Below are 20,260 nucleotides of genomic sequence, written 5' to 3' on the forward strand. Positions count from 1 at the left end.
CGCAACCCTTCGTCAGCCGCCTGTGAAGGATGACCTGTCGGATTCGGGCTGGCGAAGTTGCCCGGCCGCTGCTGCGGCTTCACCCCAAGGGCTGCTCGGCCCGGCCATGGCGTGACCGTTCCGGCGACCCGTCGTGCCTGGGTCCTCCACTCCTGCCGATGCACTCCTGTCGACCGGTCATCCGGGCGGCGGCAGGACTCGGCGTCCGCCCGGACCGCCCCGCCGCTTGTGGCGGGGGCTTGTCGTCAGTCAGGGATCTTGGCTCACCGATGTCCGAAAATCCCAACGGAACCGGGGATTTGTGGGGTTACTCACCACTCACCCGTTCGGGTGGACACCCTGATGGGCGATCAGGTGTCAAGGCACCTCAGGGGCTCCCACCAGCGGTGGAGCCCGTTATTCCGCCCGAAGAGCGCCCTTTTGCGCAACCGCAAGGGGGTCGGGGGAACAGTAGACGCTCCGCTGAACGGGGGTACCTCTTCTGGGCCGTTTCAACTCCGGTCCGGTCGTCACGTCCTGAGCGCGAGGGGTCCGGACCGGAGGTGGATCCGGCGGGTCAACTGTCGGAGAGCGGGGGCAGCGTGACCCGCCCGGTGCGGCGCTCGCCGTCCAGGACGCGCAGCGCCCGCGCGAGCGTCGGCGCGTGCAGCTCGCTCTCGCCCCGCTGGTGCATCCGCGCCAGCGCGTCGCGCAGCGCGGTCGCCTTGGTCACCAGGGCCTGGGCGGCGCGCAGTCCGCGATAGGTGTCGCCGTGATGGGCGGGGTTGATCCGGCCGAGCAGGTCGACCACGTCGAGGTAACCGTCGATCAGCTCGGCCTCCGCGCGGGTCAGCGCGGGCAGCGGCGGCAGCTCGGGCACCATCGGCCGCTCACCTCCCGCCGGGCGCGCCGGCCGAGGCCTTGCGGCTGGGGATGATCCCGTCCACCAGGCCGTACTCCAGGGCCTCCTGGGCGGTGAGGAACCTGTCCCGCTCGATGTCCGCGGTCACCTGCTCCGGCGTCCGCCCGGTGTGCCGTACGAGCATCTCCTCCAGGCTCGCGCGGACGCGGGCCAGCTCCTCGGCCTGGATCGCCAGGTCACTCGCCTGTCCCTGGACGGGCTCGGGCAGGGACGGCTGGCGGATCGTCATCCGCGCGCCCGGCAGGGCGTAGCGCTTGCCCGGCGTGCCCGCCGCCAGCAGCACCGCCGCGGACGAACCCGCCTGGCCCAGGCAGGTGGTCTCCACGTCACAGGTGACGTACCGGATCGTGTCGTAGAGGGCCGTCATCGCGCTGAAGGAGCCGCCGGGGGAGTTGATGTACAGCGCGATGTCCCGGTCCGGGTCCTTGTGTTCGAGGTACATGAACTGGGCCATCACGTCGTTCGCCGAGATGTCGTCGACCGGCGTCCCCAGGAAGACGATCCGCTCCTCCAGCAGCTTCGAGTACGGATCCGTCGTCCGGTGTCCGTAGCTGGTGCGCTCGGTGAACTCGGGCAGGACGTGACGGGCGGACGGTCGCTTCATCGGAACCCCTCCTTCTTCCGTCCGACGCCTTCTACGTCCGACGGGTTCTGTAAAAAATGTACAGGACGTACGTGACGTTAGAATGGGGGTATGGCCTACGAGATTCCGGTGACGCAAGCCAGGGCTGAACTCGCCGACCTGATCAACCGCGTGGTGTACGGCGGTGAACGTGTCGTCGTGACGCGCCACGGCAAGCCTCTCGTCGCCCTTGTCTCCGCCGCTGACCTGGAGCGACTCGACGAACTGGACAAGGCCGAGGAGGAGCCGGTGATCAGCTCGGTCACCACCGTGCGCGAGGTCGCGTCCGCTCCCCGCGAACAGCACAGGTTCGGGGTCACGGCGGAGTACCGGGGCCCGAATCCGTCGTAGGGAGCGCGGGCGGGAGGCGCCGGCCGTAGGCACACGACACGAAAGGCCGTGCACCCCCGGATCCGGGGGTGCACGGCCGTGTGGGCGGGCCGGGCGGCGGGACGGTCAGGCGACGAGTGCGGACCGCCGCGCCTCGGGGGCCGGCTCGGCCCGGGCCGGCCCCGGCTTCAGCAGGGCGCCCAGCTGCACCGCCCCGAGGCCCAGCGCGGCCCACCAGGCCAGCGTGAGCGCGGGACCGGTCGCCGCCGCTCCGTCGAAGAACGACACCGAGCGCAGCAGGGTCGTACCGGCGCCCGGCGGCAGCCACTGACCGATCACCCCGACCGGCTCCGGCAGCATCCGCGGCGCCGAGGCCGCCCCGGAGAACGGGTTGCCGAGGAACATCACCACGAAGGACACGGCTCCGATGCCCGGCGTCCCGAGCAGCGCGGCGCAGCCCGCCACCGCCGCGCTCACCGCGAGTGTGGAGAGTCCGAGCACCGCGGCCTCCGCCCACCAGTCACCGGTGAGCACCCCGAGCCAGCTGTGCGCCAGCGCCGCCGCCACCGACCCGACGAGGGCGGCGGCGCCGACCAGCCCGATCACGGCACGGACCCCGCGCAGGCCCAGCAGGGACACCAGCGCGCCCGCCGCGATCCCGGCGAGGGCCAGCGGCAGCACGCTCGCGCCGAGGGCCGAGCCTCGCGGGTCGGCCGCCGGAGCCGCCACCACGTCCACCGTCTTCACCCGGGTGCCCGAGGCCGCCGCCTCCTGTGCGACCGCCTGCTGGAGCAGCTGGGCGACGAGCGGGCTCGCGGCCGAGGCGGTCAGCAGTTCGGATCCCTCGGCGGTGACGACCACCGCGCCGTATACGGTCCGGTCCTCGACGGCGTCCCGGGCGGCCGTCCCGTCGGTGTAGTGGTGGATCTCGAAGGCGCCCTCGTGCCGGGTCAGTTGCCTCTCCAGCTGCGCGGTCGCGGCGGGCGGACCGGCCACGCCGAGCGGCAGGTCGCGCGGCGCGGTGCGGGCGGCCGGCCAGGCGAAGGCCCAGAGGGCGACGGCGGCGAGGGTCGGGACGAGCAGGACGACGGCGATCAGGCGCCGGGTGGCGGACATGGGGGCTCCCCCTGGAGGCGTACGGGACGGCGGGTCGGATGGGCGGGGCTGCGGACGCGCGCTCGGCGGGCGGTTGCGGGCGGTTGCGGGCGGTTGTGGGCGGGACGCGGGCTGTGGGCGGCACGGGCCATGGGTGAGGCGGACTGAGCGCGGGGCCGCACGGCGCCCGCGACGGCGGTCCGAGTCCTAAAAAGAAGGATCGTTCGTTTTGTTGCTCACCCACACCGTCCCGCCGGAGCGTTTTCTTGTCAAGAAGGAATGTTCGTTCTACGTTTGGGCCATGGCCCGTGTATCTCAGGCGCACCTCGACGCCCGCCGTCGGCAGATCCTCGACGGCGCGGCGGTCTGCTTCGCCCGCAACGGCTTCCACGCCACGTCCATGCAGGACGTGCTGAAGGAGGTCGATCTGTCCGCCGGGGCGGTGTACCGCTACTTCGGCGGCAAGGAGGAGCTCATCGCCGCGATCGTCGGCGAGGTGCTCGACGAGGTCCGCGAGAGCTTCGAGGAGGAGGGCCGGCACAGCCCGCCGCCACCCCCGGACATCCTGGTCTCCTCGGTCTTCGTCCGGGTCCACTCCTCCCGGGCGTACCTGACCGTCGACGGCCGGCCGGCCTTCCCCCGCCTGGTGATCCAGGTGTGGACGGAGACGCTCCGCAACGCCGAGCTGGCGGCGATCCTCAACGAGGGTTACAGCGGGGTGCGCGAGGTGTGGGGGCGGATCGTCGTCGCCTACCAGGAGGCCGGGATGATGCGGTCCGATGTGCCGCCGGACCATGTGGCGCGCACGATGATCGCCGTGGTGCTGGGATTCCTCGCCCAGCAGTCGCTTTTCGGGCCCGCCCCGGTGGACGTGCTGCGTGACGGGCTGCGCGCGCTGATGAGCGTGTCGGACGCGCTGCCGGGGGCCTGAATCGATCACAGGTCGGTTAACTTGCTCGAAATGCGGTCCAACTAGCCTGCCGATCCATGCCACCAGGGTCTTTCCCCGGCGGCCGCGGCAACCGGGCCCCGCACGGTCCGGAGCGAGGATGTGAGGTGGGACGTGCAACTGACCCCGCACGAGCAGGAGAGGCTGCTGATCCACGTGGCGGCCGACGTCGCCGAGAAGCGCCGGGCCCGCGGGCTCAGGCTGAACCATCCCGAGGCCGTGGCCCTCATCACGGCGCACATCCTCGAAGGCGCGCGGGACGGCCGCACGGTGGCCGAGCTCATGTCCTCCGGCCGCAAGCTGCTCACCCGCGACGACGTCATGGAGGGCATCCCCGAGATGATCCACGACGTCCAGGTCGAGGCCACCTTCCCGGACGGCACCAAGCTGGTCACCGTCCACGACCCGATCGTCTGAGGGGGCCTCGATGATTCCCGGAGAGATCCTGTTCGCCGCGGACCCCGTCGTCTACAACGAGGGCCGTGAGGTCACCCGGCTCACCGTCCTCAACGCCGCCGACCGGCCCGTCCAGGTCGGCTCCCACTACCACTTCGCCGAGGCCAACCCCGGCCTGGAGTTCGACCGCGCCGCCGCGCGCGGCCGACGGCTGAACGTCGCCGCCGGCACCGCCGTGCGCTTCGAGCCCGGGATCCCCGTCGACGTCGAACTCGTCCCGCTCGCCGGCGCACGCGTCGTGCCCGGTCTGCGCGGGGAGACCGGAGGTGCCCTCGATGCCTGAGATCTCCCGTGCCGCGTATGCCGATCTGTTCGGCCCGACGACCGGCGACCGCATCCGGCTCGCCGACACCGACCTGCTGATCGAGATCGAGGAGGACCGCTGCGGCGGCCCCGGACTCGCCGGTGAGGAGGCGGTCTTCGGCGGCGGCAAGGTCATCAGGGAGTCCATGGGACAGTCCCGCGCTACGCGCGCAGACGGCACGCCCGACACCGTCATCACGGGCGCGGTCGTCGTCGACCACTGGGGTGTGGTGAAGGCCGACGTCGGCATCCGTGACGGACGCATCACCGGTATCGGCAAGGCCGGCAACCCCGACACGATGGACGGGGTCCACCCGGACCTGGTCATCGGCCCGGAGACCGAGATCATCGCCGGCAACGGACGGATCCTCACCGCCGGCGCGGTCGACGCGCACGTCCACTTCATCTGTCCGCAGATCGCCGACGAGGCGCTGTCCGCCGGGGTCACCACGCTGGTCGGCGGCGGCACCGGGCCGGCCGAGGGCTCGAAGGCGACCACCGTGACGCCCGGCCCGTGGCACCTCGCGCGGATGCTGGAGGCGATGGAGCAGTACCCGCTGAACATCGGCTTCCTCGGCAAGGGCAACACCGTCTCGCAGGACGCGATGCTGTCGCAGATCCGGGGCGGCGCGCTCGGCCTGAAGCTGCACGAGGACTGGGGCTCGACGCCGGCCGTCATCGACGCCTCGCTGACCGTCGCCGACCGGACGGGCATCCAGGTCGCCATCCACACGGACACCCTCAACGAGGCCGGGTTCGTCGGCGACACGCTCGCCGCGATCGCCGGTCGCGGCATCCACGCGTACCACACCGAGGGTGCGGGCGGCGGGCACGCGCCGGACATCATGACCGTGGTCTCCGAGCCGCACGTGCTGCCGAGCTCCACGAACCCGACGCGGCCGTACACGGTGAACACCGCCGAGGAACACCTCGACATGCTGATGGTGTGCCATCACCTCAACCCGGCGGTCCCGGAGGACCTGGCGTTCGCCGAGTCGCGGATCCGGCCGTCGACGATCGGGGCCGAGGACGTCCTGCACGACCTCGGGGCGATCTCGATCATCTCCTCCGACGCGCAGGCCATGGGACGGGTCGGCGAGGTCGTCCTGCGGACCTGGCAGACGGCGCACGTCATGAAGCGGCGCAGGGGCTCCCTGCCGGGCGACGGCCGGGCGGACAACCACCGGGTGCGCCGCTACATCGCCAAGTACACGATCAACCCCGCGCTCGCCCAGGGTCTGGCCCGCGAGATCGGCTCGGTCGAGGGCGGCAAGCTCGCCGACCTGGTGCTGTGGGAGCCGGCGTTCTTCGGCGTCAAGCCGCACCTCGTGATCAAGGGCGGGCAGATCGCGTACGCGCAGATGGGCGACGCCAACGCCTCGATCCCGACGCCGCAGCCGATCCTGCCGCGTCCGATGTACGGCGCGATCGGCCGGGCACCCGCGTCGAACTCGTTCAACTTCGTGGCGCCGCTCGCGATCGAGGACGGACTGCCGGAGCGTCTGCAGCTGGGCAAGAGGTTCGTCGCCATCGAGTCCACGCGCGGTGTCACCAAGGCGGACATGCGGGAGAACGACGCCCGGCCGCGCGTCCGGGTCGACCCCGACAGTTTCGCCGTGCACATCGACGGGGAGCTGGTCGAGGCGACCCCGGCCGCCGAACTGCCCATGGCCCAGCGCTACTTCCTGTTCTGATCCGGTTCTGAGGACATCGATGTGACAAGGGCAGCACTGCTCGTCCTGGCCGACGGCCGCTTCCCCGCCGGAGGACACGCGCACTCCGGCGGGGCGGAGGAGGCCGTCAGAGCGGGACGGATCACCGGCGCGACGAACCTGGAGGCCTTCCTCCGGGGGAGGTTGCACACCACGGGACTGGTGACCGCGGCGCTGGCGGCCGCCGCCGCGGCCGGGGGTGACCCGGCGGAGCTGGACGCGGCGGCGGACGCCCGCACCCCGTCCCCGGCGCTACGGCTGACCGCCAGGAGACTCGGGCGGCAGTTGATGCGGGCCGCCCGGGCGGCCTGGCCGAGCACCGAACTCGACTCCCTGGCCCGGCAGTTCCCCAAAGGGGCTCATCAGCCGGTGGTGTTGGGACTGACCGCGCGGGCGGCCGGGCTCGGGGCGGCGGACGCCGCTTACTGCTCGGTCTACGAGAGCGTGAGCGGACCGGCGACCGCCGTGGTGCGGCTGCTGAGCCTGGACCCGTTCGAGGCGACGGCGGTGCTGGCCCGGCTGGCGCCGGAGCTGGACCGGGTGGTCGACCGGGCGGTGACGGCGGGGTCGGCCGTCCCGACGGCCGGGGCCGACGCGCTGCCGGCGGCTTCGGCGCCGCTGCTGGAGATCGGGGCGGAGGTGCATGCCGGCCGGCCGGTGCGGCTGTTCGCCTCGTGAGGTGTCCCGCCCCCGCCGCCCCTTCCCTTTCCGACCCTGGGGCCCTGCCCCCAGACCCCCGTCCGGCCCCGAAACGGGCCTCGTCCTCAAAACGCCGGACGGGCTGCCCCCCCCCAGCCCGGGCGAATAGGAGCCGTTGTGCATCTTGACCACTCCCACCATGGTCCCGCCGCCGTCGGCGCCGACGCCCGTCGGGCCGACGGCTCGCGCCGTGCCCTGCGTATCGGGCTCGGCGGCCCCGTCGGGTCCGGCAAGACCGCCACCGTCGCGGCGCTCTGCCGCACCCTGCGGGACGAACTGTCCCTCGCCGTGGTCACCAACGACATCTACACGCGCGAGGACGCCGAGTTCCTGCTCCGAGAGGCCGTGCTGCCGCCCGAGCGGATCGCGGCCGTCGAGACGGGCGCCTGTCCGCACACCGCGATCCGGGACGACATCTCCGCCAACCTCGAGGCCGTGGAGGACCTGGAGGACGAGGTCGGGCCGCTGGACCTGATCCTCGTCGAGTCCGGTGGCGACAACCTCACCGCGACCTTCTCCAAGGGGCTCGTGGACGCGCAGATCTTCGTCATCGACGTCGCGGGCGGGGACGACATCCCCCGCAAAGGCGGGCCCGGTGTCACCACCGCCGACCTGCTCGTCGTCAACAAGACCGACCTCGCGCCGTACGTCGGCTCCGACCTCGCCCGGATGGCCGCCGACGCCAAGGCCCAGCGAGCCGAACTGCCGGTCGTCTTCCAGTCGTTGCGGAGCGAGCCCGGTGTCGGGGACGTCGCCGCGTGGGTGCGGGCGCAGTTCGCCGCCTGGACGGCGTGAGATGAGCGGAGTGCACGCCACCGCGCGGATCGGGGCGAGGCACGACGGACGCGGGGGGACCTCCCTGCCCGTCCTGGAGAGCGACGGACCGCTCGCCCTGCGGCGCACCCGGGGCACCGGCGGCGAGGCACGTGTCCTGCTCGTCGGCGCGATGAGCGGGCCCCTCGGCGGCGACCGTTTCGCCGTCGAGGCCGACGTGGGCAGCGGTGCCCGGCTGCACGTCGGTTCGGCCGCCGCCACCATCGCCCTGCCCGGGCAGGCGAAGGACGAGGCCCACTACGACGTACGCCTCACGGTCGCCGACGGAGGTGAACTGCGCTGGCTGCCGGAGCAGTTGATCTCGGCGAAGGGGAGCGATCTGTTCGTCACGACGCGGGTCGAGCTCGGCGCAGGCGCCCGGCTCGTCCTGCGCGAGGAGCAGGTGCTCGGCCGGGTCGGGGAGGAGCCGGGCAGGCTGACCAGCCGGCTCACCGTGCGGGTCGCGGGGAGGGCCGTCCTCGACCAGGAACTGACCTGCGGGCCCGGCGCGCCCGGCGGCTGGGACGGGCCCGCCGTCCTCGCGGGGTATCGTGCCGTAGGTCAACTGGTCGTCGTAAGGCCGGAGTTCCTCGAGGCCCCAACAAAGTCCCGGAACATCGGCGAGCACGCCTGTGTCATGCCACTGGCCGGGCCGGCGGCTCTCGTCACCGCCGTCGCGCCCGACGCGCTGCTGCTGCGGCGGGCGTTGGACGAGGCGCTCGCCGATGTCGACATCCGGTGAGCGGTACATCACTTTCCGGTTATCGGATTGGCAAAGAAGGTCAACGACACCTTTTCTCAGGTGCCTCACAGCCGCGAGGATCCCCCTGCCGCCATTACCAGGTAGGGGAGTTCCCACTTGAAGGACATACGACCGAACAAGCGCACCACGGCGCTCGGCTCGGCCGGCGTACTCGTCGCCGCGACGATGCTCGCCGGCGCTTTCGCGGCGCCCACGGCCAGCGCGAGCAGCGGCCGTCCGGGGCAGGACCCGGAGGCGCGCGGTGCCGCGATCGCAGCGGAGCGCGCCGGCAAGGCAGGCATCGACTGGCAGGACTGCCCCGCCGACTGGGGCCTGGAGAAGCCGATCCAGTGCGGCTGGGTCACCGTGCCGCTCGACTACGCCAAGCCGAACGGCAAGCAGATCAAGCTGGCCGTCGACCGCATCGGCAACACGGGCACCGCCGCGGAGCGCCAGGGCGCGCTCGTCTACAACCCCGGCGGTCCCGGCGGCTCGGGCCTGCGCTTCCCGCGCCGCGTCACCACCAAGGCCCCCGTCTGGACCAACGTCGCGAAGGCCTACGACTTCGTGGGCTTCGACCCGCGCGGGGTCGGCCACTCCGCGCCCATCTCCTGCATCGACCCGCAGGAGTTCGTCAAGGCGCCGAAGGCCGACCCGGTCCCGGACAGCGAGGCCGACAAGCTCGCCCAGATCAAGCTCGCCCGTGAGTACGCGGACGGGTGCGCCGAGCGCAGCGGCAAGGCCGTGCTGGCGCAGATGACCACCCCGAACACCGTGCGCGACCTGGACGTCATCCGCGCCGCCCTGGGCGAGAAGAAGCTCAACTTCCTGGGCGTCTCCTACGGCACCTACATCGGCGCCGTCTACGGCACCATGTTCCCGGGCCACCTGCGGCGCATGATCGTCGACAGCGTGGTCAACCCCTCCCGCGAGAAGATCTGGTACGAGGCCAACCTCGACCAGGACGTCGCCTTCGAGGGGCGCTGGAAGGACTGGCAGGACTGGGTCGCCGCCAACGACGCCACCTTCCACCTCGGCACCACCCGCGCCGCCGTCCAGGCCAAGTGGCTCGAACTGCGCGCCACGGCCAAGAAGAACCCCATCGGCGGGATCGTCGGCCCGGCCGAGCTGATCTCCTTCTTCCAGAGCGCCCCGTACTACGACTCCTCGTGGGTCCCGGTCGCCACCGTCTTCAGCAAGTACTTCGCGGGAGACACCCAGGCGCTCGTCGACGCGGCCGCCCCGGACCTGACCGACACGGCCGGCAACATCTCCTCGGAGAACGGCAACGCCGTCTACACCGCCGTGGAGTGCACCGACGCCAAGTGGCCCACCAGCTGGCGGAAGTGGAACAGCGACAACACGCGGCTCAACAAGGACTACCCGTTCATGACCTGGGCCAACGCGTGGATGAACCTGCCGTGCGCCTACTGGCCGGTCAAGCAGCAGACCCCGGTGGACGTCAAGACCCACAAGGGCCTGCCGCAGGTGCTCATCGTGCAGTCCACGGATGACGCGGCCACCCCGTACGAGGGTGCCGTCGAACTGCACAAGCGCTTCAAGGGCTCCCGCCTGATCACCGAGAAGGACGCCGGCTCCCACGGCGTGACCGGTCTGGTGAACACCTGCATCAACTCCCGGGTGGACGCCTACCTGCTCACCGGCAAGCTGGACACCGCGGACGTGACCTGCGCGCCGCACGCCACGCCCAAGCCGTAGCACCGCCCGCACGACAGCGAAGGGCGGCCGGAGTGATCCGGCCGCCCTTTCAGTCGTCCTGACGGACCGTCGCTTCCCGGCGGAACGGCGCTTAGTGGCGGCCTATCGCTTCCTGGCGGCCCATCGATTCCCGGCGGGCCATCGCTTCGTGACGGACCGTCGCTTCGTAGTCGATGTCGATCCGGCGACCGCGACGAGGCGTCAACTCGTGACGGGTCGTCAACGCGACGGCAGACGAGGGAATTTGCGCTCCTTCTCGGCCTTGGCCGCCTTCGCCGCGGCCTCCTCCGCCTTCGCGACGGCCGCGTACTGGTCCACGTACTCCTGCTCGGACAGCGTCAGGATCGCGTACATGATCTCGTCGGTGATCGCCCGCAGCACCGCCTTCTCGTTCTCCATGCCGAGGTAGCGGGAGAAGTCGAGAGGCTTGCCGAAGCGGATCACGACGGGGTGCAGGGTCGGGATCACCTTGCCGGGCGGCTGTGCCTCGAAGGTGCCGATCATCGCGCAGGGGATGACGGGGACCTGAGCCCTGAGTGCCATCACCGCCACCCCGACCTTGCCCTTGTACAGGCGGCCGTCGTGCGAGCGGGTGCCCTCCGGATAGATGCCGAGCAGTTCGTCCTTGCCCAGCACGCCGAGACCCTCGCGGATCGCCGCCTGGCCGGCCTCCTTGCCCGAGCGGTCGACCGGGATCTGGCCCGCGCTGCGGAAGAAGGCCGCGGTCAGCCGGCCCTTGATGCCGGGACCGGTGAAGTACTCGGCCTTCGCGAGGAAGGTGATCCGGCGCTTGAGGATCGCGGGCATCAGGAAGTGGTCCGAGAACGACAGATGGTTCCCGGCGACGATCGCCGGACCCGACTCCGGCACGTGCTCGAGGCCTTCGATCCGCGGTCGGAAGACCAGTCTCAGCAGGGGGCCCAGCAAGACGTACTTGAGCACGTAGTAGAACAAAGGGTGGCTCCTCACTCCAGCGGGTTTGCCCAACCGCCGTGTTCCGGCTGGTCAGCCGGTAAGTCGTGGGGTGTAAGTGTAGGTGCCGGAGACGACTGTGCGGAAGCACGGGGCGAAGCTGCCCGGGAACCGCTCACGGCTCCCCCAGGATTGCGCGACAAAGGTTGAATCCACTATTTTTCCGCAGTTGCCCATATTTACCGGAAGGTGTCAAATGGAATAGAGGGGCCTCTTCAGGAGGACTGAGACATGGTGAATGTCGACGGTGACGGCGATGTGGCCGTCAGGGGATCTTCCTGGTATCAGCGCATGAGCGCGCATGTGGCCCACCTCCAGGGGCAGCTGAACAAGTTCGTGGCATTACGGGTCCAGGCCGGCGGAATCTCTGCCGCGGACGAGGAGATCGTCGCCAAGGTCAAGGCGCACCTGAATGCGGCGCGAACCGCTCTGCAGGGGCCCGAGGGGAAAAAGATCCGTCGGCGTATGTCAGGAGCTCCGGCGGATCGGGCGTTGGCGAATATGCACGAGGCCGAGGTCGCCCTGCTGCGCATCGCCCCGAAGGGGGAGCTCCGCAACAAGGGGTTCTATGCGCTTTCCCATGCCCGGCTCCATCTCGGACGGGACGAGGAACTGCCCCGGCGGTTGGAGGCCGTGCTGTACCGGGGGGCCGACGCGGACCCCGCCCCGGGGACCCGGGAGCTGGCGGCCATCACCCTGCACGCTGCCTATCAGGCGGAGGAGGCGGAGCGGGCCAGGGTCCGCAGCTTCACGCAGATGGTGGTGTGCGCCGCGGGTGTCATGTGGGTCCTGGCCGTCGCACTCGGGGTGTGGGCCGCACAGAATTATCATGTCGCCGAGATTTTCTGTTTCCCAGCGGATCGGGAGGTCAAAGGATCCGAAAGGGTCTGCCCACTGGGTAATTCCGCGGGATCGGCCGACGTGTTTTTCCTCGAATTCATCGGCATGCTTGCCGCTGCCGTAGCGGGTGCTGTCTCGTTGAAAGACGTCCGGGGAACGGCGGGACCCTATCATGTGGCGACCGGGCTGATAATCCTGCGGCTTCCGGTGGGCGCTCTCCTGGCGGCGGGGGGAATACTGCTGATGAGCGGAGAGTTCTTCCCGGGGCTGACACGGCTCGACACGCCGACGCAGGTGATTGCGTGGGGATTCGCCTTCGGAATTCTTCAGGAGTCGGTCACCCGGGCCGTGGACAGACAGGGACGGTCTCTGCTCGACAACATCAAGGGGCCCGGGAGCGAAAGTGCGCCGCCGTCGAATTCCGGCCCGGATACGGGTGGGCCGGCCTCCGGCCGGGGCGCGGCCGCTCCGACCGTCGAACCGCCGGGTGGCCCGGCGGCCGCTCCGGCGGACGAACCGGGTGACTCTCCCGGATCGCGGTTCCGGCGAGGCCGCCGTGGTCGTCCAGGCCGACGTGGTCGTCCCGATGGGCGTGAGCGCTGTGACTGACGAGGCGTAGGGACGAGGGACCTTCACAGCCGCACGATCACCAGCGCCGTGTCGTCGGTCGCGCCGCCGGGCGGCAGCAACTCCAGCAGGACGGCGTCGGCGAGGGACTCCGGGTCCGCCTTCCGGTGGCGCGCGAGGGCGTCGGCCAGGCGGGCGAGGCCCGTGTCGATGTCCTCGCGCCGCCGTTCCACGAGTCCGTCGGTGTACAGGGCGAGCGTGGCGCCGCTGTCGTAGGCGGTGCGTGCCTGGGGCCGGGGGAGCGGCGTGGGCCGGGCGTCGAGCGGGGGGTCGGTGGCCCGGTCGAGGAACTCCACGCGTCCGTCGGTGTGGACGAGCATGGGCGGGGGATGCCCGGCGCTGCTGTAGGTGATGATGTGGTGGTCGAAGTCGATGAACGTGGTGACCGCGGTGGCCGATTCGGCGCCGTCCACGACATGCGCGTACCGCCCGAGGACGTTCAGCGCCTCGGCCGGGCCGGCGGCGACCCGGGAGGCCGCGCTGAGCGCGCTGCGCAGCTGGCCCATCACCCCGGCGGCCTCCAGGCCGTGCCCGACGACGTCGCCGACCGACACGCCGATGCGGTTGCCGCCCACGAGGTCCACCAGGTCGTACCAGTCCCCGCACACGTTGAGGGCGCCGACGGCCGGCCGGTAGCGCACGGCGGCCCGGTGGTGTCCGACCTGCCGGCCGGCCGGCAGCATCGCCTCCTGAAGGGCGAGGGCCACCTCGCGCTCACGGGCATGGGCCAGCCGCAGCCGCTCGTTGAGTTCCTGGAGCTCGCGGGCGCGGGTGTACAGCTCGGCCTCCAGGACCCGGCCCCGGCTGCTCGCCCGCGCTCCGTCCCCGCCCGTCCCGCGGCCGCGGGCCCGGATCAGCTCGGTGACCTCCTCGACCCGGTGCACGATCAGCACCACCTTGCCGTCCGGCCCGTACACGGGCGCGTTGACGGGGCTCCAATAGCGCTCGTCCCACTCGCCGGGCCGCTCGGTCGACTCGACGTCGTACCGCTGCAGCGCCATGGCCTCCCGTTCGCCGCTGGCGAGCACGCGCCGCAGCGAGGCCTCCAGGTTGCGCATGCCGCTCGCGGCCCCGTCGTTGGGGTTGTCGGGGAAGACCTCGAAGACGTGCCGGCCGATCAACTGCTCGCGCCTGCGGCCGGAGACCCGCAGGAACTCCCTGTTGGCGTCCGCGTACACCAGCTCGGGCGTCAGCAACGCCACCGCGCCCGGCAGCGCCTGGAACACCGCCGTGTAGTCGATCGCCGTGTCGTTCATGGCCGTGCCCCATCCGCCGGTCTTGCGTCATTTTCTCATGTGATGTGACGAATGGGGTGGGTGAGCCGCTCCGCGGAGCGGCTCAGGCGTCGGGGTCCGTGAGTGACTGCTCGGCCCAGATGATCTTGCCTTCGGGAAGGAAGCGGGTGCCCCACCGCTGCGTGACCTGCGAGACCAGCAGCAGCCCGCGACCGCCCTCGTCGGTGGCGCGCGGATGGCGCAGATGCGGTGCGGTGGCTCCGCCGTCGAAGACCTCGCAGACCAGGGTGCGCTCGCGGATCAGCCGCAGCCGGATCGGTCCGGTGGCGTACCGGATGGCGTTGGTGACCAGCTCGCTCACGACCAGCTCGGTGGTGAACGACAGCTCCGTCAGACCCCACTCCGCCAGCCGGCGGCTCGCGGTCTTGCGGGCCTCGGCCACCGCAGCCGGGTCGGCGGGCAGCTCCCAGTCGGCGACCCGCTCGGCCGGCAGCCGCCGGGTCCGGGCCATCAGCAGGGCCACGTCGTCGTACGGGCGGGCCGGGACCAGGGCGTCGATCACCGTCCCGCAACGCAGCTCGAGCGTGTCCGCCGACTGCTCCAGGGCCTGCCGCAGCCGTTCCCGGTCGGTGTCCAGCGCCCACCGCTCGCCCCGGGCCAGCAGACCGTCCGTGTGCAGTGCCAGCGTGCTGCCCTCGGGCAGGGTCACCTCGGCGGACTCGAACGGCCGCCCGCCCGCGCCGAGCGGCGGACCCTGCGGCAGCTCGAGGAACGTGACGCTGCCGTCGGGCAGGACGACGGCGGGGGCGGGGTGCCCCGCCGCGGCCATCACGCACCGCCCGTCGACGGGGTCGTACACGACGTAGACGCACGCGGCGCCCACGGTCCGGGCACCGTCGGGCCGCGGTTCCTGCGGCTCCGTCTCGGCCGCCACGCCCTCCTCGTCGTCCATGCGGGTGACCAGGTCGTCGAGGTGCGCCAGGATCTCCGCCGGCGGCAGGTCGAGGGCGGCCAGGGTGCGCACGGCGGTCCGTACCCGTCCCATGGCCGCGGCGGCGTCGATACCGTGCCCGGGCACCTCGCCGACGACCAGCGCCACCCGCGCCCCCGACAGCGGGATCAGGTCGTACCAGTCGCCGCCGAGACCGGTCAGCTCGTCGGCCGGCCGGTAGCAGGCGGCCACCTCGACCGCGTCCTGCTCGGGCAGCCGGCGGGGGAGCAGATTGCGCTGGAGCACCAGGGCCGCGGCGCGCTCGCGCGTGTAGCGGCGGGCGTTGTCCACGCAGACGGCCGCCCGGGAGACGAGATCCTCGGCGAGCGCCAGATCGTCCTCGCCGAAGGGCTCGTGCCGGTGGCGCCGCAGGAACGTGGTCACACCGAGGATGACGCCACGCGCCCTGATCGGCACGATCAGGGCACTGGGCGGCTCGGAACCGGCGGGCAGGCCCGCGACCCACTCCTCGGTGAGCGGATCGAGTGGGTCGAGAGGGTCGAGCCGTACGACCCGCCAGGGCCGCCCGCCGGTCAGACAGCGCGCCGCGGGCGAGCCGGCCCGGTGCACGATCTCGCGGCTGCCGGTCGCGACCGCGGGATCGCCGGTCGTCCGCCGTCCCGCCCTGCGCAGGGTGACGGAGTCGTCCGCGGCGTTCCAGGCCTGGCCGGGCGAGGGCTCCGCGCCCCGCAGCACCGGCTCCAGCAGATCCACGGTGACGAGGTCGGCGAAGCCCGGCACCGCCACGTCCGCCAGTTCCTGAGCGGTCCGGGCGATGTCCAGGCTGCGCCCGATGCGCCGGCCGGCCCGGTCGAGCAGCGCGAGCCGCTGCCGGGCGCGGTGTCGCTCGGTCATGTCCACGACCGTGTAGTAGACGCCCATCGGGGCGCCGTGCTCGTCGTCCAGGCGGGTGAACGACAGCATGTGCGCCGTCTCGCGGTGCGGCGCCGCCCGCACCTGCCCCACGAGCTCGTAGCCGAGCACCGGCTCCCCGGTTGCCAGCACCCGTCGCATCTGTGCCTCTATCGCCTCCGAGTCCAGGCCCGGCTGGACCTCGGCCAGCCGCAGCCCCAGCCGGCTCTCGGGCGGACCGCCGCCGAACTGGGTCAGGGCCGCGTTCGACCACACGAAGCGCAGGTCGGCGTCGACCATCGCGATACCGATCGGGGAGCCGCCGATCATCTGCTCCAGCACCGCGCGGCTCATGTCCCAGCCGGGGGCGTCGGCCATCTCGTTGAGCAGGACCAGCCAGCGCGCGTCGCCGCCGGACTCGTGGGCCGCGGTGATCCGCGCCATGACGTACAGCGGCCGCCCGTCCCGGCGGCGGGCGGACAGCAGCCCGGCCCAGCCGCCGTCCCGGCGACACCGGTCCATGACGTCCGGCAGCCGTCCGGCGTCCCCGTGGGCGAGCAGCCCGGCCAGGTCCTCGCCGACCGCCTCGGCGGCCGGATACCCCAGCAGGCGCTCGGCCTCCCTGGTCCAGCTCGTCACCACCCCCCGTGCGTCGAGCAGCAGGGGGGCGGTGTCCGCCACGTCGAACCACCGGCGGGCAACGTCGTCCTCGTCGTGTGTGCCCACGGCCGACCTCTCTGTCGCTGAGAGTGGTCTACCACCTCCTGACTCAATCTTCACCCTGCCTGCACGACAGCGGCCGAGCCACCCGGGAGGCGGATGCCGCGCGCCGGCGCGGCCGGGGATCCGCGCCCCTCGCGGGGCGCGTTCCTCAGGCCTAGCGCGTTAGCACGCTCTCCAAGGTGGCCAGCGCCGAGGCCAGTTCCTCGCCGGTGACGGTCAGCGGCGGCGCCAGCCGGATGGTCGAGCCGTGGGTGTCCTTGACCAGGACGCCCTCCCGCATGAGGCGCTCGCTCACCTCGCGGCCGGTGCCCAGGGCCGGGTCGATGTCGACGCCCGCCCACAGTCCGCGCGCCCGGAAGCCGACGACGCCCTTGCCGACCAGCCCGGTCAGCCCGTCCCGCAGGACCACGCCCAGCTCGGTGGCCCGGCGCTGGAACTCACCCGTCTCCAGCAGCTCCACCACCGCCGTGCCCACCGCGGCGGCCAGCGGATTGCCGCCGAACGTCGACCCGTGCTCGCCCGGCCGCAGCACCGACAGGACCTCACGCCGGGCCACCACCGCCGACACCGGCACGATCCCGCCGCCCAGCGCCTTGCCGAGCAGCAGCACATCGGGCACGACCCCCTCGTGCTCCACGGCGAGCGTCCGCCCGGTACGGCCGAGCCCGGACTGGATCTCGTCCGCGACGAACAGGCAGTTCCTGCGGCGGGTCAGCTCCCGGACTCCGGCCAGATAGCCGTCGTCGGGGATGACGACGCCCGCCTCGCCCTGGATCGGCTCGATCAGCACCGCCGCCGTCGTCTCGTCGACGGCCGCCTCCAGCGCGGCCAGGTCGTTGTACGGCACGATCCGGAAGCCCGGGGTGAACGGTCCGAAGCCCGCCCGCGCCGTCTCGTCGGTCGAGAAGCTCACGATCGTCGTCGTACGGCCGTGGAAGTTGTCGGCGGCCACCACGATGGTCGCCCGGTCGGCGGGCACGCCCTTCACCTCGTACGCCCACTTGCGGGCCACCTTGATGCCGCTCTCGACCGCCTCCGCGCCCGTGTTCATCGGCAGGACCATGTCCAGGCCGGTCAGCTCCGCGAGCCGTTCGGCGAACTCGGCGAGGCGGTCGTTGTGGAAGGCGCGGGAGGTGAGGGTGAGACGGTCCAGCTGGCGGTGGGCCGCCTCGATCAGCTGCGGGTGCCGGTGGCCGAAGTTGAGGGCCGAGTAGCCGGCCAGCATGTCGAGGTAGCGGCGGCCCTCGACGTCCGTCACCCAGGCGCCCTCGGCGCTCGCGACGACCACGGGCAGCGGATGGTAGTTGTGCGCGAGGACGGGCTCCTCGGCGCGGATCAGATCGGCGGAGGTGCGCGTCGGGACGACGGGTGCGGTCATGAACGGATCTCCTGCGTGCAGCACTTGATGCCGCCGCCGGCCTTCTGGAACTCCGAGAGGTCGACGGGGACGGGGACATAGCCGCGCTCGGTGAGACGGGAGGCGAGGGCCTCGGCCCGGGGCGCGATGAACACATGGCGCCCGTCGGAGACCGAGTTCAGGCCGAACACCATGGCGTCGTCGCGGGTGGCGAGCACCGCGTCCGGATACAGCCGGGCGAGCACCTCACGGCTGCCGGAGGAGAACGCCTCCGGGTAGTACGAGATGTTGTCGTCGTCGAGGACGAACAGTGCCGTGTCCAGGTGGTAGAAGTGCGGGTCCACCAGGGTCAGGCTGATCACCGGGTGGCCGAAGAACTCCTGCACCTCCCGGTGCGCCTCACGGGTCGTCCGGAAGCCGGTGCCGGCCAGCACGTACCGGCCCGTCCAGACCAGGTCGCCCTCGCCCTCGCAGACGGACTCCGGCCGGTGGACGTCGTAGCCCGCCGCCTTGAACCAGGTGTCGTAGTGGACGGACTCGGGCCGCCGCTCGGGCGCGTGGAACAGGGAGCCGAAGACGCGGCCCTCCACCACGACCGCCGAGTTCGCGGCGAAGACCATGTCCGGGAGACCGGGGGCCGGCTCCACGGAGTCCACGGTGTGGCCGTGGGTCCGGTAGGCACGGATCAGCCCCTGCCACTGCTCCTGGGCGAGATCGACGTCGACGGGGCTGTCGGGACGCATCCAGGGGTTGATCGCGTACTGCACGGCGAAGTGTCTGGGTTCACAGACGAGGAAGCGCCGAGGGCGCCGCACACGGGTCTCGGTCACAGTGAGGTACCTCCACCTTTCCCTTTTCCTGCGGAGTCGACTGGGGGTTGACACCAAGGTAGGAACTGACGGGGACGCCCGACAAGGAACAAGCATTGCGTGTGGACGCAGGAATGCTGCGTGATCCGCCCGGTCGACGCAGGTTCGCTGCGCCCTAGCAGGTTTATTCGGGAGCGGGCTGGCTCGCGCCCGCCTCGGGGCTGTCCGGCAGCAGATGGGACAGGACCATCACGCTGATCGTCTTCCGGATGAAGGGCTCGGACCGGATGCGCTCCAGCACGTTCTCGAAGTGCTCCACATCCCGCGCCCGCACATGCAGCAGCGCGTCCGCCCCACCCGTCACCGTCATCGCGGCGGTGATCTCCGGATGGTTGCGCGCCACCTCCGCGAGGCGCCTCGGGGGCGCGGCGCCCTCGCAGTACACCTCCACGTACGCCTCCGTGCGCCAGCCCAGCGCCGACGGCTGCACGGTGGCCGTGAACCCCGTGATCACCCCGGTGTCCCGCAGCCGGTCCACCCGGCGTTTGACGGCCGTCGAGGACAGACCGACGGCCGTCCCGATCTCGGCGAAGCTCGTCCTGGCGTTCGCCATCAGAGCGGTGACGATCTTCCGGTCGAGTTCGTCGAATGGGGCGGGCGCGCTGTTCATGCGGGCACTGTATCCAGCGCGTACGTCCACACCCCGGTGCATGTCCAGCCGCGCCGATCACCCCTACACTCCACCTTCATGCTGCGCGCCCTCGCCGTCGACGACGAACGCCCCTCGCTGGAGGAGCTGCTGTACCTGCTCACCGCGGACCCCCGGATCGGCACCGTGGAGGGCGCGGGCGACGCGACCGAGGCGCTGCGCCGCATCAACCGTGCCCTGGAGTCGGGACCCGACGGCCCCGAGGCGATCGACGTGGTCTTCCTGGACATCCAGATGCCCGGCCTCGACGGTCTCGACCTCGCCCGGCTCCTGACCGGCTTCGCGCGGCCGCCCCTGGTCGTGTTCGTCACCGCCCACGAGGACTTCGCCGTCCAGGCCTTCGACCTCAAGGCCGTCGACTACGTGCTCAAACCCGTCCGCAAGGAACGGCTCGCCGAGGCGGTCCGCCGCGCCGTGGAACTCAGGGCAGCCGAACGGCGCGGCGCCGCTCCGCGCATCCCCGTGCACGAGCCCGACCCGGACCAGATACCCGTCGAACTCGGCGGTGTGACCCGCTTCGTCGCCGTCGACGACATCACCCACGTCGAGGCCCGCGGCGACTACGCCCGGCTGCACACCGACCGCGGCAGCCACCTGGTCCGGATCCCGCTGTCCACGCTGGAGGAGCGCTGGCGGGCCCGCGGCTTCGTCCGCATCCACCGCCGCCATCTCGTCGCCCTGCGCCACATAGGCGAACTCCGCCTGGACGCGGGCACGGTGAGCGTCCTGGTCGGCGGCGAGGAACTCCAGGTCAGCCGACGCCACGCCCGAGAGCTGCGGGACCTGCTGATGAGGAGGCCCTGA

At 71.7% G+C, this 20,260-nt stretch carries 20 protein-coding genes and 1 riboswitch; of the genes, 11 read left to right on the forward strand and 9 right to left on the reverse strand.

All coding sequences use genetic code 11. The features are described from left to right. Positions 1-2: 2 nt before the first annotated feature. A riboswitch (cyclic di-AMP (ydaO/yuaA leader) is annotated at positions 3-214 on the reverse strand. Between the two features lie 342 nt (positions 215-556). Further along, positions 557-862 (reverse strand): hypothetical protein, encoded by a 306-nt coding sequence (locus ASD48_RS14255; RefSeq protein WP_057601953.1) that lies wholly within the window; start codon positions 860-862, stop codon positions 557-559. Positions 863-869: 7 nt separating this feature from the next. Then, positions 870-1,505, reverse strand: a complete 636-nt coding sequence (locus ASD48_RS14260) for an ATP-dependent Clp protease proteolytic subunit (RefSeq protein ID WP_057601954.1) — start codon at positions 1,503-1,505, stop codon at positions 870-872. A 90-nt stretch (positions 1,506-1,595) separates the two neighbouring features. Here ASD48_RS14260 and ASD48_RS14265 point away from each other — a divergent pair, with 90 nt between their 5' ends. Further along, on the forward strand, positions 1,596-1,874 hold the full coding sequence (locus ASD48_RS14265; protein WP_057601955.1) for a type II toxin-antitoxin system Phd/YefM family antitoxin: 279 nt from the start codon (positions 1,596-1,598) through the stop codon (positions 1,872-1,874). 105 nt (positions 1,875-1,979) lie between these two features. Here ASD48_RS14265 and ASD48_RS14270 read toward each other — a convergent pair whose 3' ends face one another. Continuing rightward, a complete protein-coding gene (locus tag ASD48_RS14270) occupies positions 1,980-2,969 on the reverse strand; it encodes a hypothetical protein (RefSeq protein ID WP_057601956.1) in 990 nt (329 codons plus the stop codon). Between the two features lie 280 nt (positions 2,970-3,249). Here ASD48_RS14270 and ASD48_RS14275 point away from each other — a divergent pair, with 280 nt between their 5' ends. The 8 genes from ASD48_RS14275 to ASD48_RS14310 all read left to right on the forward strand — a co-directional run bounded on the left by ASD48_RS14275 (position 3,250) and on the right by ASD48_RS14310 (position 10,341). Continuing rightward, positions 3,250-3,879 (forward strand): TetR/AcrR family transcriptional regulator, encoded by a 630-nt coding sequence (locus ASD48_RS14275; RefSeq protein WP_057601957.1) that lies wholly within the window; start codon positions 3,250-3,252, stop codon positions 3,877-3,879. 132 nt (positions 3,880-4,011) lie between these two features. Continuing rightward, complete coding sequence (locus tag ASD48_RS14280; protein ID WP_028807144.1) at positions 4,012-4,314, forward strand: urease subunit gamma; 303 nt, start codon at positions 4,012-4,014, stop codon at positions 4,312-4,314. Between the two features lie 10 nt (positions 4,315-4,324). Further along, positions 4,325-4,636 (forward strand): urease subunit beta, encoded by a 312-nt coding sequence (locus ASD48_RS14285; protein ID WP_020131633.1) that lies wholly within the window; start codon positions 4,325-4,327, stop codon positions 4,634-4,636. Then, positions 4,629-6,350, forward strand: coding sequence for an urease subunit alpha (locus ASD48_RS14290; RefSeq protein ID WP_057601958.1), 1,722 nt, complete (start codon positions 4,629-4,631; stop codon positions 6,348-6,350). The genes ASD48_RS14285 and ASD48_RS14290 overlap by 8 nt, the downstream gene beginning before the upstream one ends. 21 nt (positions 6,351-6,371) lie before the next feature. Next, positions 6,372-7,046: an urease accessory UreF family protein gene (locus ASD48_RS14295; protein ID WP_057601959.1), complete on the forward strand. Its 675-nt coding sequence runs from the start codon at positions 6,372-6,374 to the stop codon at positions 7,044-7,046. Positions 7,047-7,184: 138 nt separating this feature from the next. Then, positions 7,185-7,862, forward strand: a complete 678-nt coding sequence (gene ureG, locus ASD48_RS14300) for an urease accessory protein UreG (protein ID WP_057601960.1) — start codon at positions 7,185-7,187, stop codon at positions 7,860-7,862. A 1-nt stretch (position 7,863) separates the two neighbouring features. Next, positions 7,864-8,622 carry an urease accessory protein UreD gene (locus tag ASD48_RS14305; RefSeq protein WP_057601961.1) on the forward strand — a complete coding sequence of 253 codons (759 nt, stop codon included), beginning with the start codon at positions 7,864-7,866 and terminating at the stop codon, positions 8,620-8,622. Positions 8,623-8,739: 117 nt separating this feature from the next. Continuing rightward, positions 8,740-10,341 carry an alpha/beta hydrolase gene (locus tag ASD48_RS14310; RefSeq protein WP_057601962.1) on the forward strand — a complete coding sequence of 534 codons (1,602 nt, stop codon included), beginning with the start codon at positions 8,740-8,742 and terminating at the stop codon, positions 10,339-10,341. Positions 10,342-10,560: 219 nt separating this feature from the next. Here the strand turns inward: ASD48_RS14310 and ASD48_RS14315 are convergent, their stop codons facing one another. Then, a complete protein-coding gene (locus ASD48_RS14315) occupies positions 10,561-11,295 on the reverse strand; it encodes a lysophospholipid acyltransferase family protein (RefSeq protein WP_054240449.1) in 735 nt (244 codons plus the stop codon). A 249-nt stretch (positions 11,296-11,544) separates the two neighbouring features. Here ASD48_RS14315 and ASD48_RS14320 point away from each other — a divergent pair, with 249 nt between their 5' ends. Beyond that, the gene (locus tag ASD48_RS14320; RefSeq protein ID WP_057601963.1) at positions 11,545-12,762 is read left to right on the forward strand and encodes a hypothetical protein; all 1,218 of its coding nucleotides are present in this window, start codon (positions 11,545-11,547) and stop codon (positions 12,760-12,762) included. A 23-nt stretch (positions 12,763-12,785) separates the two neighbouring features. On the opposite strand, the gene ASD48_RS14325 is transcribed toward ASD48_RS14320, so the two are convergent. From ASD48_RS14325 to ASD48_RS14345, 5 genes are all read right to left on the reverse strand, one after another. Further along, the gene (locus ASD48_RS14325) at positions 12,786-14,036 is read right to left on the reverse strand and encodes a SpoIIE family protein phosphatase (protein WP_057601964.1); all 1,251 of its coding nucleotides are present in this window, start codon (positions 14,034-14,036) and stop codon (positions 12,786-12,788) included. Positions 14,037-14,118: 82 nt separating this feature from the next. Continuing rightward, positions 14,119-16,584 (reverse strand): SpoIIE family protein phosphatase, encoded by a 2,466-nt coding sequence (locus tag ASD48_RS14330; RefSeq protein ID WP_057601965.1) that lies wholly within the window; start codon positions 16,582-16,584, stop codon positions 14,119-14,121. A 151-nt stretch (positions 16,585-16,735) separates the two neighbouring features. Then, positions 16,736-17,959: an ornithine--oxo-acid transaminase gene (gene rocD / locus ASD48_RS14335; protein ID WP_057601966.1), complete on the reverse strand. Its 1,224-nt coding sequence runs from the start codon at positions 17,957-17,959 to the stop codon at positions 16,736-16,738. Beyond that, positions 17,956-18,768: a dimethylargininase gene (gene ddaH, locus ASD48_RS14340; RefSeq protein ID WP_057601967.1), complete on the reverse strand. Its 813-nt coding sequence runs from the start codon at positions 18,766-18,768 to the stop codon at positions 17,956-17,958. Before ddaH ends, rocD begins: the two co-directional genes overlap by 4 nt. Before the next feature lie 163 nt (positions 18,769-18,931). Continuing rightward, a complete protein-coding gene (locus ASD48_RS14345; RefSeq protein ID WP_057601968.1) occupies positions 18,932-19,417 on the reverse strand; it encodes an Lrp/AsnC family transcriptional regulator in 486 nt (161 codons plus the stop codon). A 78-nt stretch (positions 19,418-19,495) separates the two neighbouring features. Here ASD48_RS14345 and ASD48_RS14350 point away from each other — a divergent pair, with 78 nt between their 5' ends. Then, the gene (locus ASD48_RS14350; RefSeq protein ID WP_057601969.1) at positions 19,496-20,260 is read left to right on the forward strand and encodes a LytTR family transcriptional regulator DNA-binding domain-containing protein; all 765 of its coding nucleotides are present in this window, start codon (positions 19,496-19,498) and stop codon (positions 20,258-20,260) included.

Origin of the sequence: Streptomyces sp. Root1310 (assembly GCF_001426425.1) — a bacterium.
Taxonomy (GTDB): domain Bacteria; phylum Actinomycetota; class Actinomycetes; order Streptomycetales; family Streptomycetaceae; genus Streptomyces.

Bases quoted from the DNA above. Each gene is read 5' to 3' on its own strand.
- ASD48_RS14255 (WP_057601953.1), bottom strand. From the start codon at position 862: ATGGTGCCCGAGCTGCCGCCGCTGCCCGCGCTGACCCGCGCGGAGGCC.
- ASD48_RS14260 (WP_057601954.1), bottom strand. From the start codon at position 1,505: ATGAAGCGACCGTCCGCCCGTCACGTCCTGCCCGAGTTCACCGAGCGC.
- ASD48_RS14265 (WP_057601955.1), top strand. From the start codon at position 1,596: ATGGCCTACGAGATTCCGGTGACGCAAGCCAGGGCTGAACTCGCCGAC.
- ASD48_RS14270 (WP_057601956.1), bottom strand. From the start codon at position 2,969: ATGTCCGCCACCCGGCGCCTGATCGCCGTCGTCCTGCTCGTCCCGACC.
- ASD48_RS14275 (WP_057601957.1), top strand. From the start codon at position 3,250: ATGGCCCGTGTATCTCAGGCGCACCTCGACGCCCGCCGTCGGCAGATC.
- ASD48_RS14285 (WP_020131633.1), top strand. From the start codon at position 4,325: ATGATTCCCGGAGAGATCCTGTTCGCCGCGGACCCCGTCGTCTACAAC.
- ASD48_RS14290 (WP_057601958.1), top strand. From the start codon at position 4,629: ATGCCTGAGATCTCCCGTGCCGCGTATGCCGATCTGTTCGGCCCGACG.
- ASD48_RS14305 (WP_057601961.1), top strand. From the start codon at position 7,864: ATGAGCGGAGTGCACGCCACCGCGCGGATCGGGGCGAGGCACGACGGA.
- ASD48_RS14320 (WP_057601963.1), top strand. From the start codon at position 11,545: ATGGTGAATGTCGACGGTGACGGCGATGTGGCCGTCAGGGGATCTTCC.
- ASD48_RS14325 (WP_057601964.1), bottom strand. From the start codon at position 14,036: ATGAACGACACGGCGATCGACTACACGGCGGTGTTCCAGGCGCTGCCG.
- rocD (WP_057601966.1), bottom strand. From the start codon at position 17,959: ATGACCGCACCCGTCGTCCCGACGCGCACCTCCGCCGATCTGATCCGC.
- ASD48_RS14345 (WP_057601968.1), bottom strand. From the start codon at position 19,417: ATGAACAGCGCGCCCGCCCCATTCGACGAACTCGACCGGAAGATCGTC.
- ASD48_RS14350 (WP_057601969.1), top strand. From the start codon at position 19,496: ATGCTGCGCGCCCTCGCCGTCGACGACGAACGCCCCTCGCTGGAGGAG.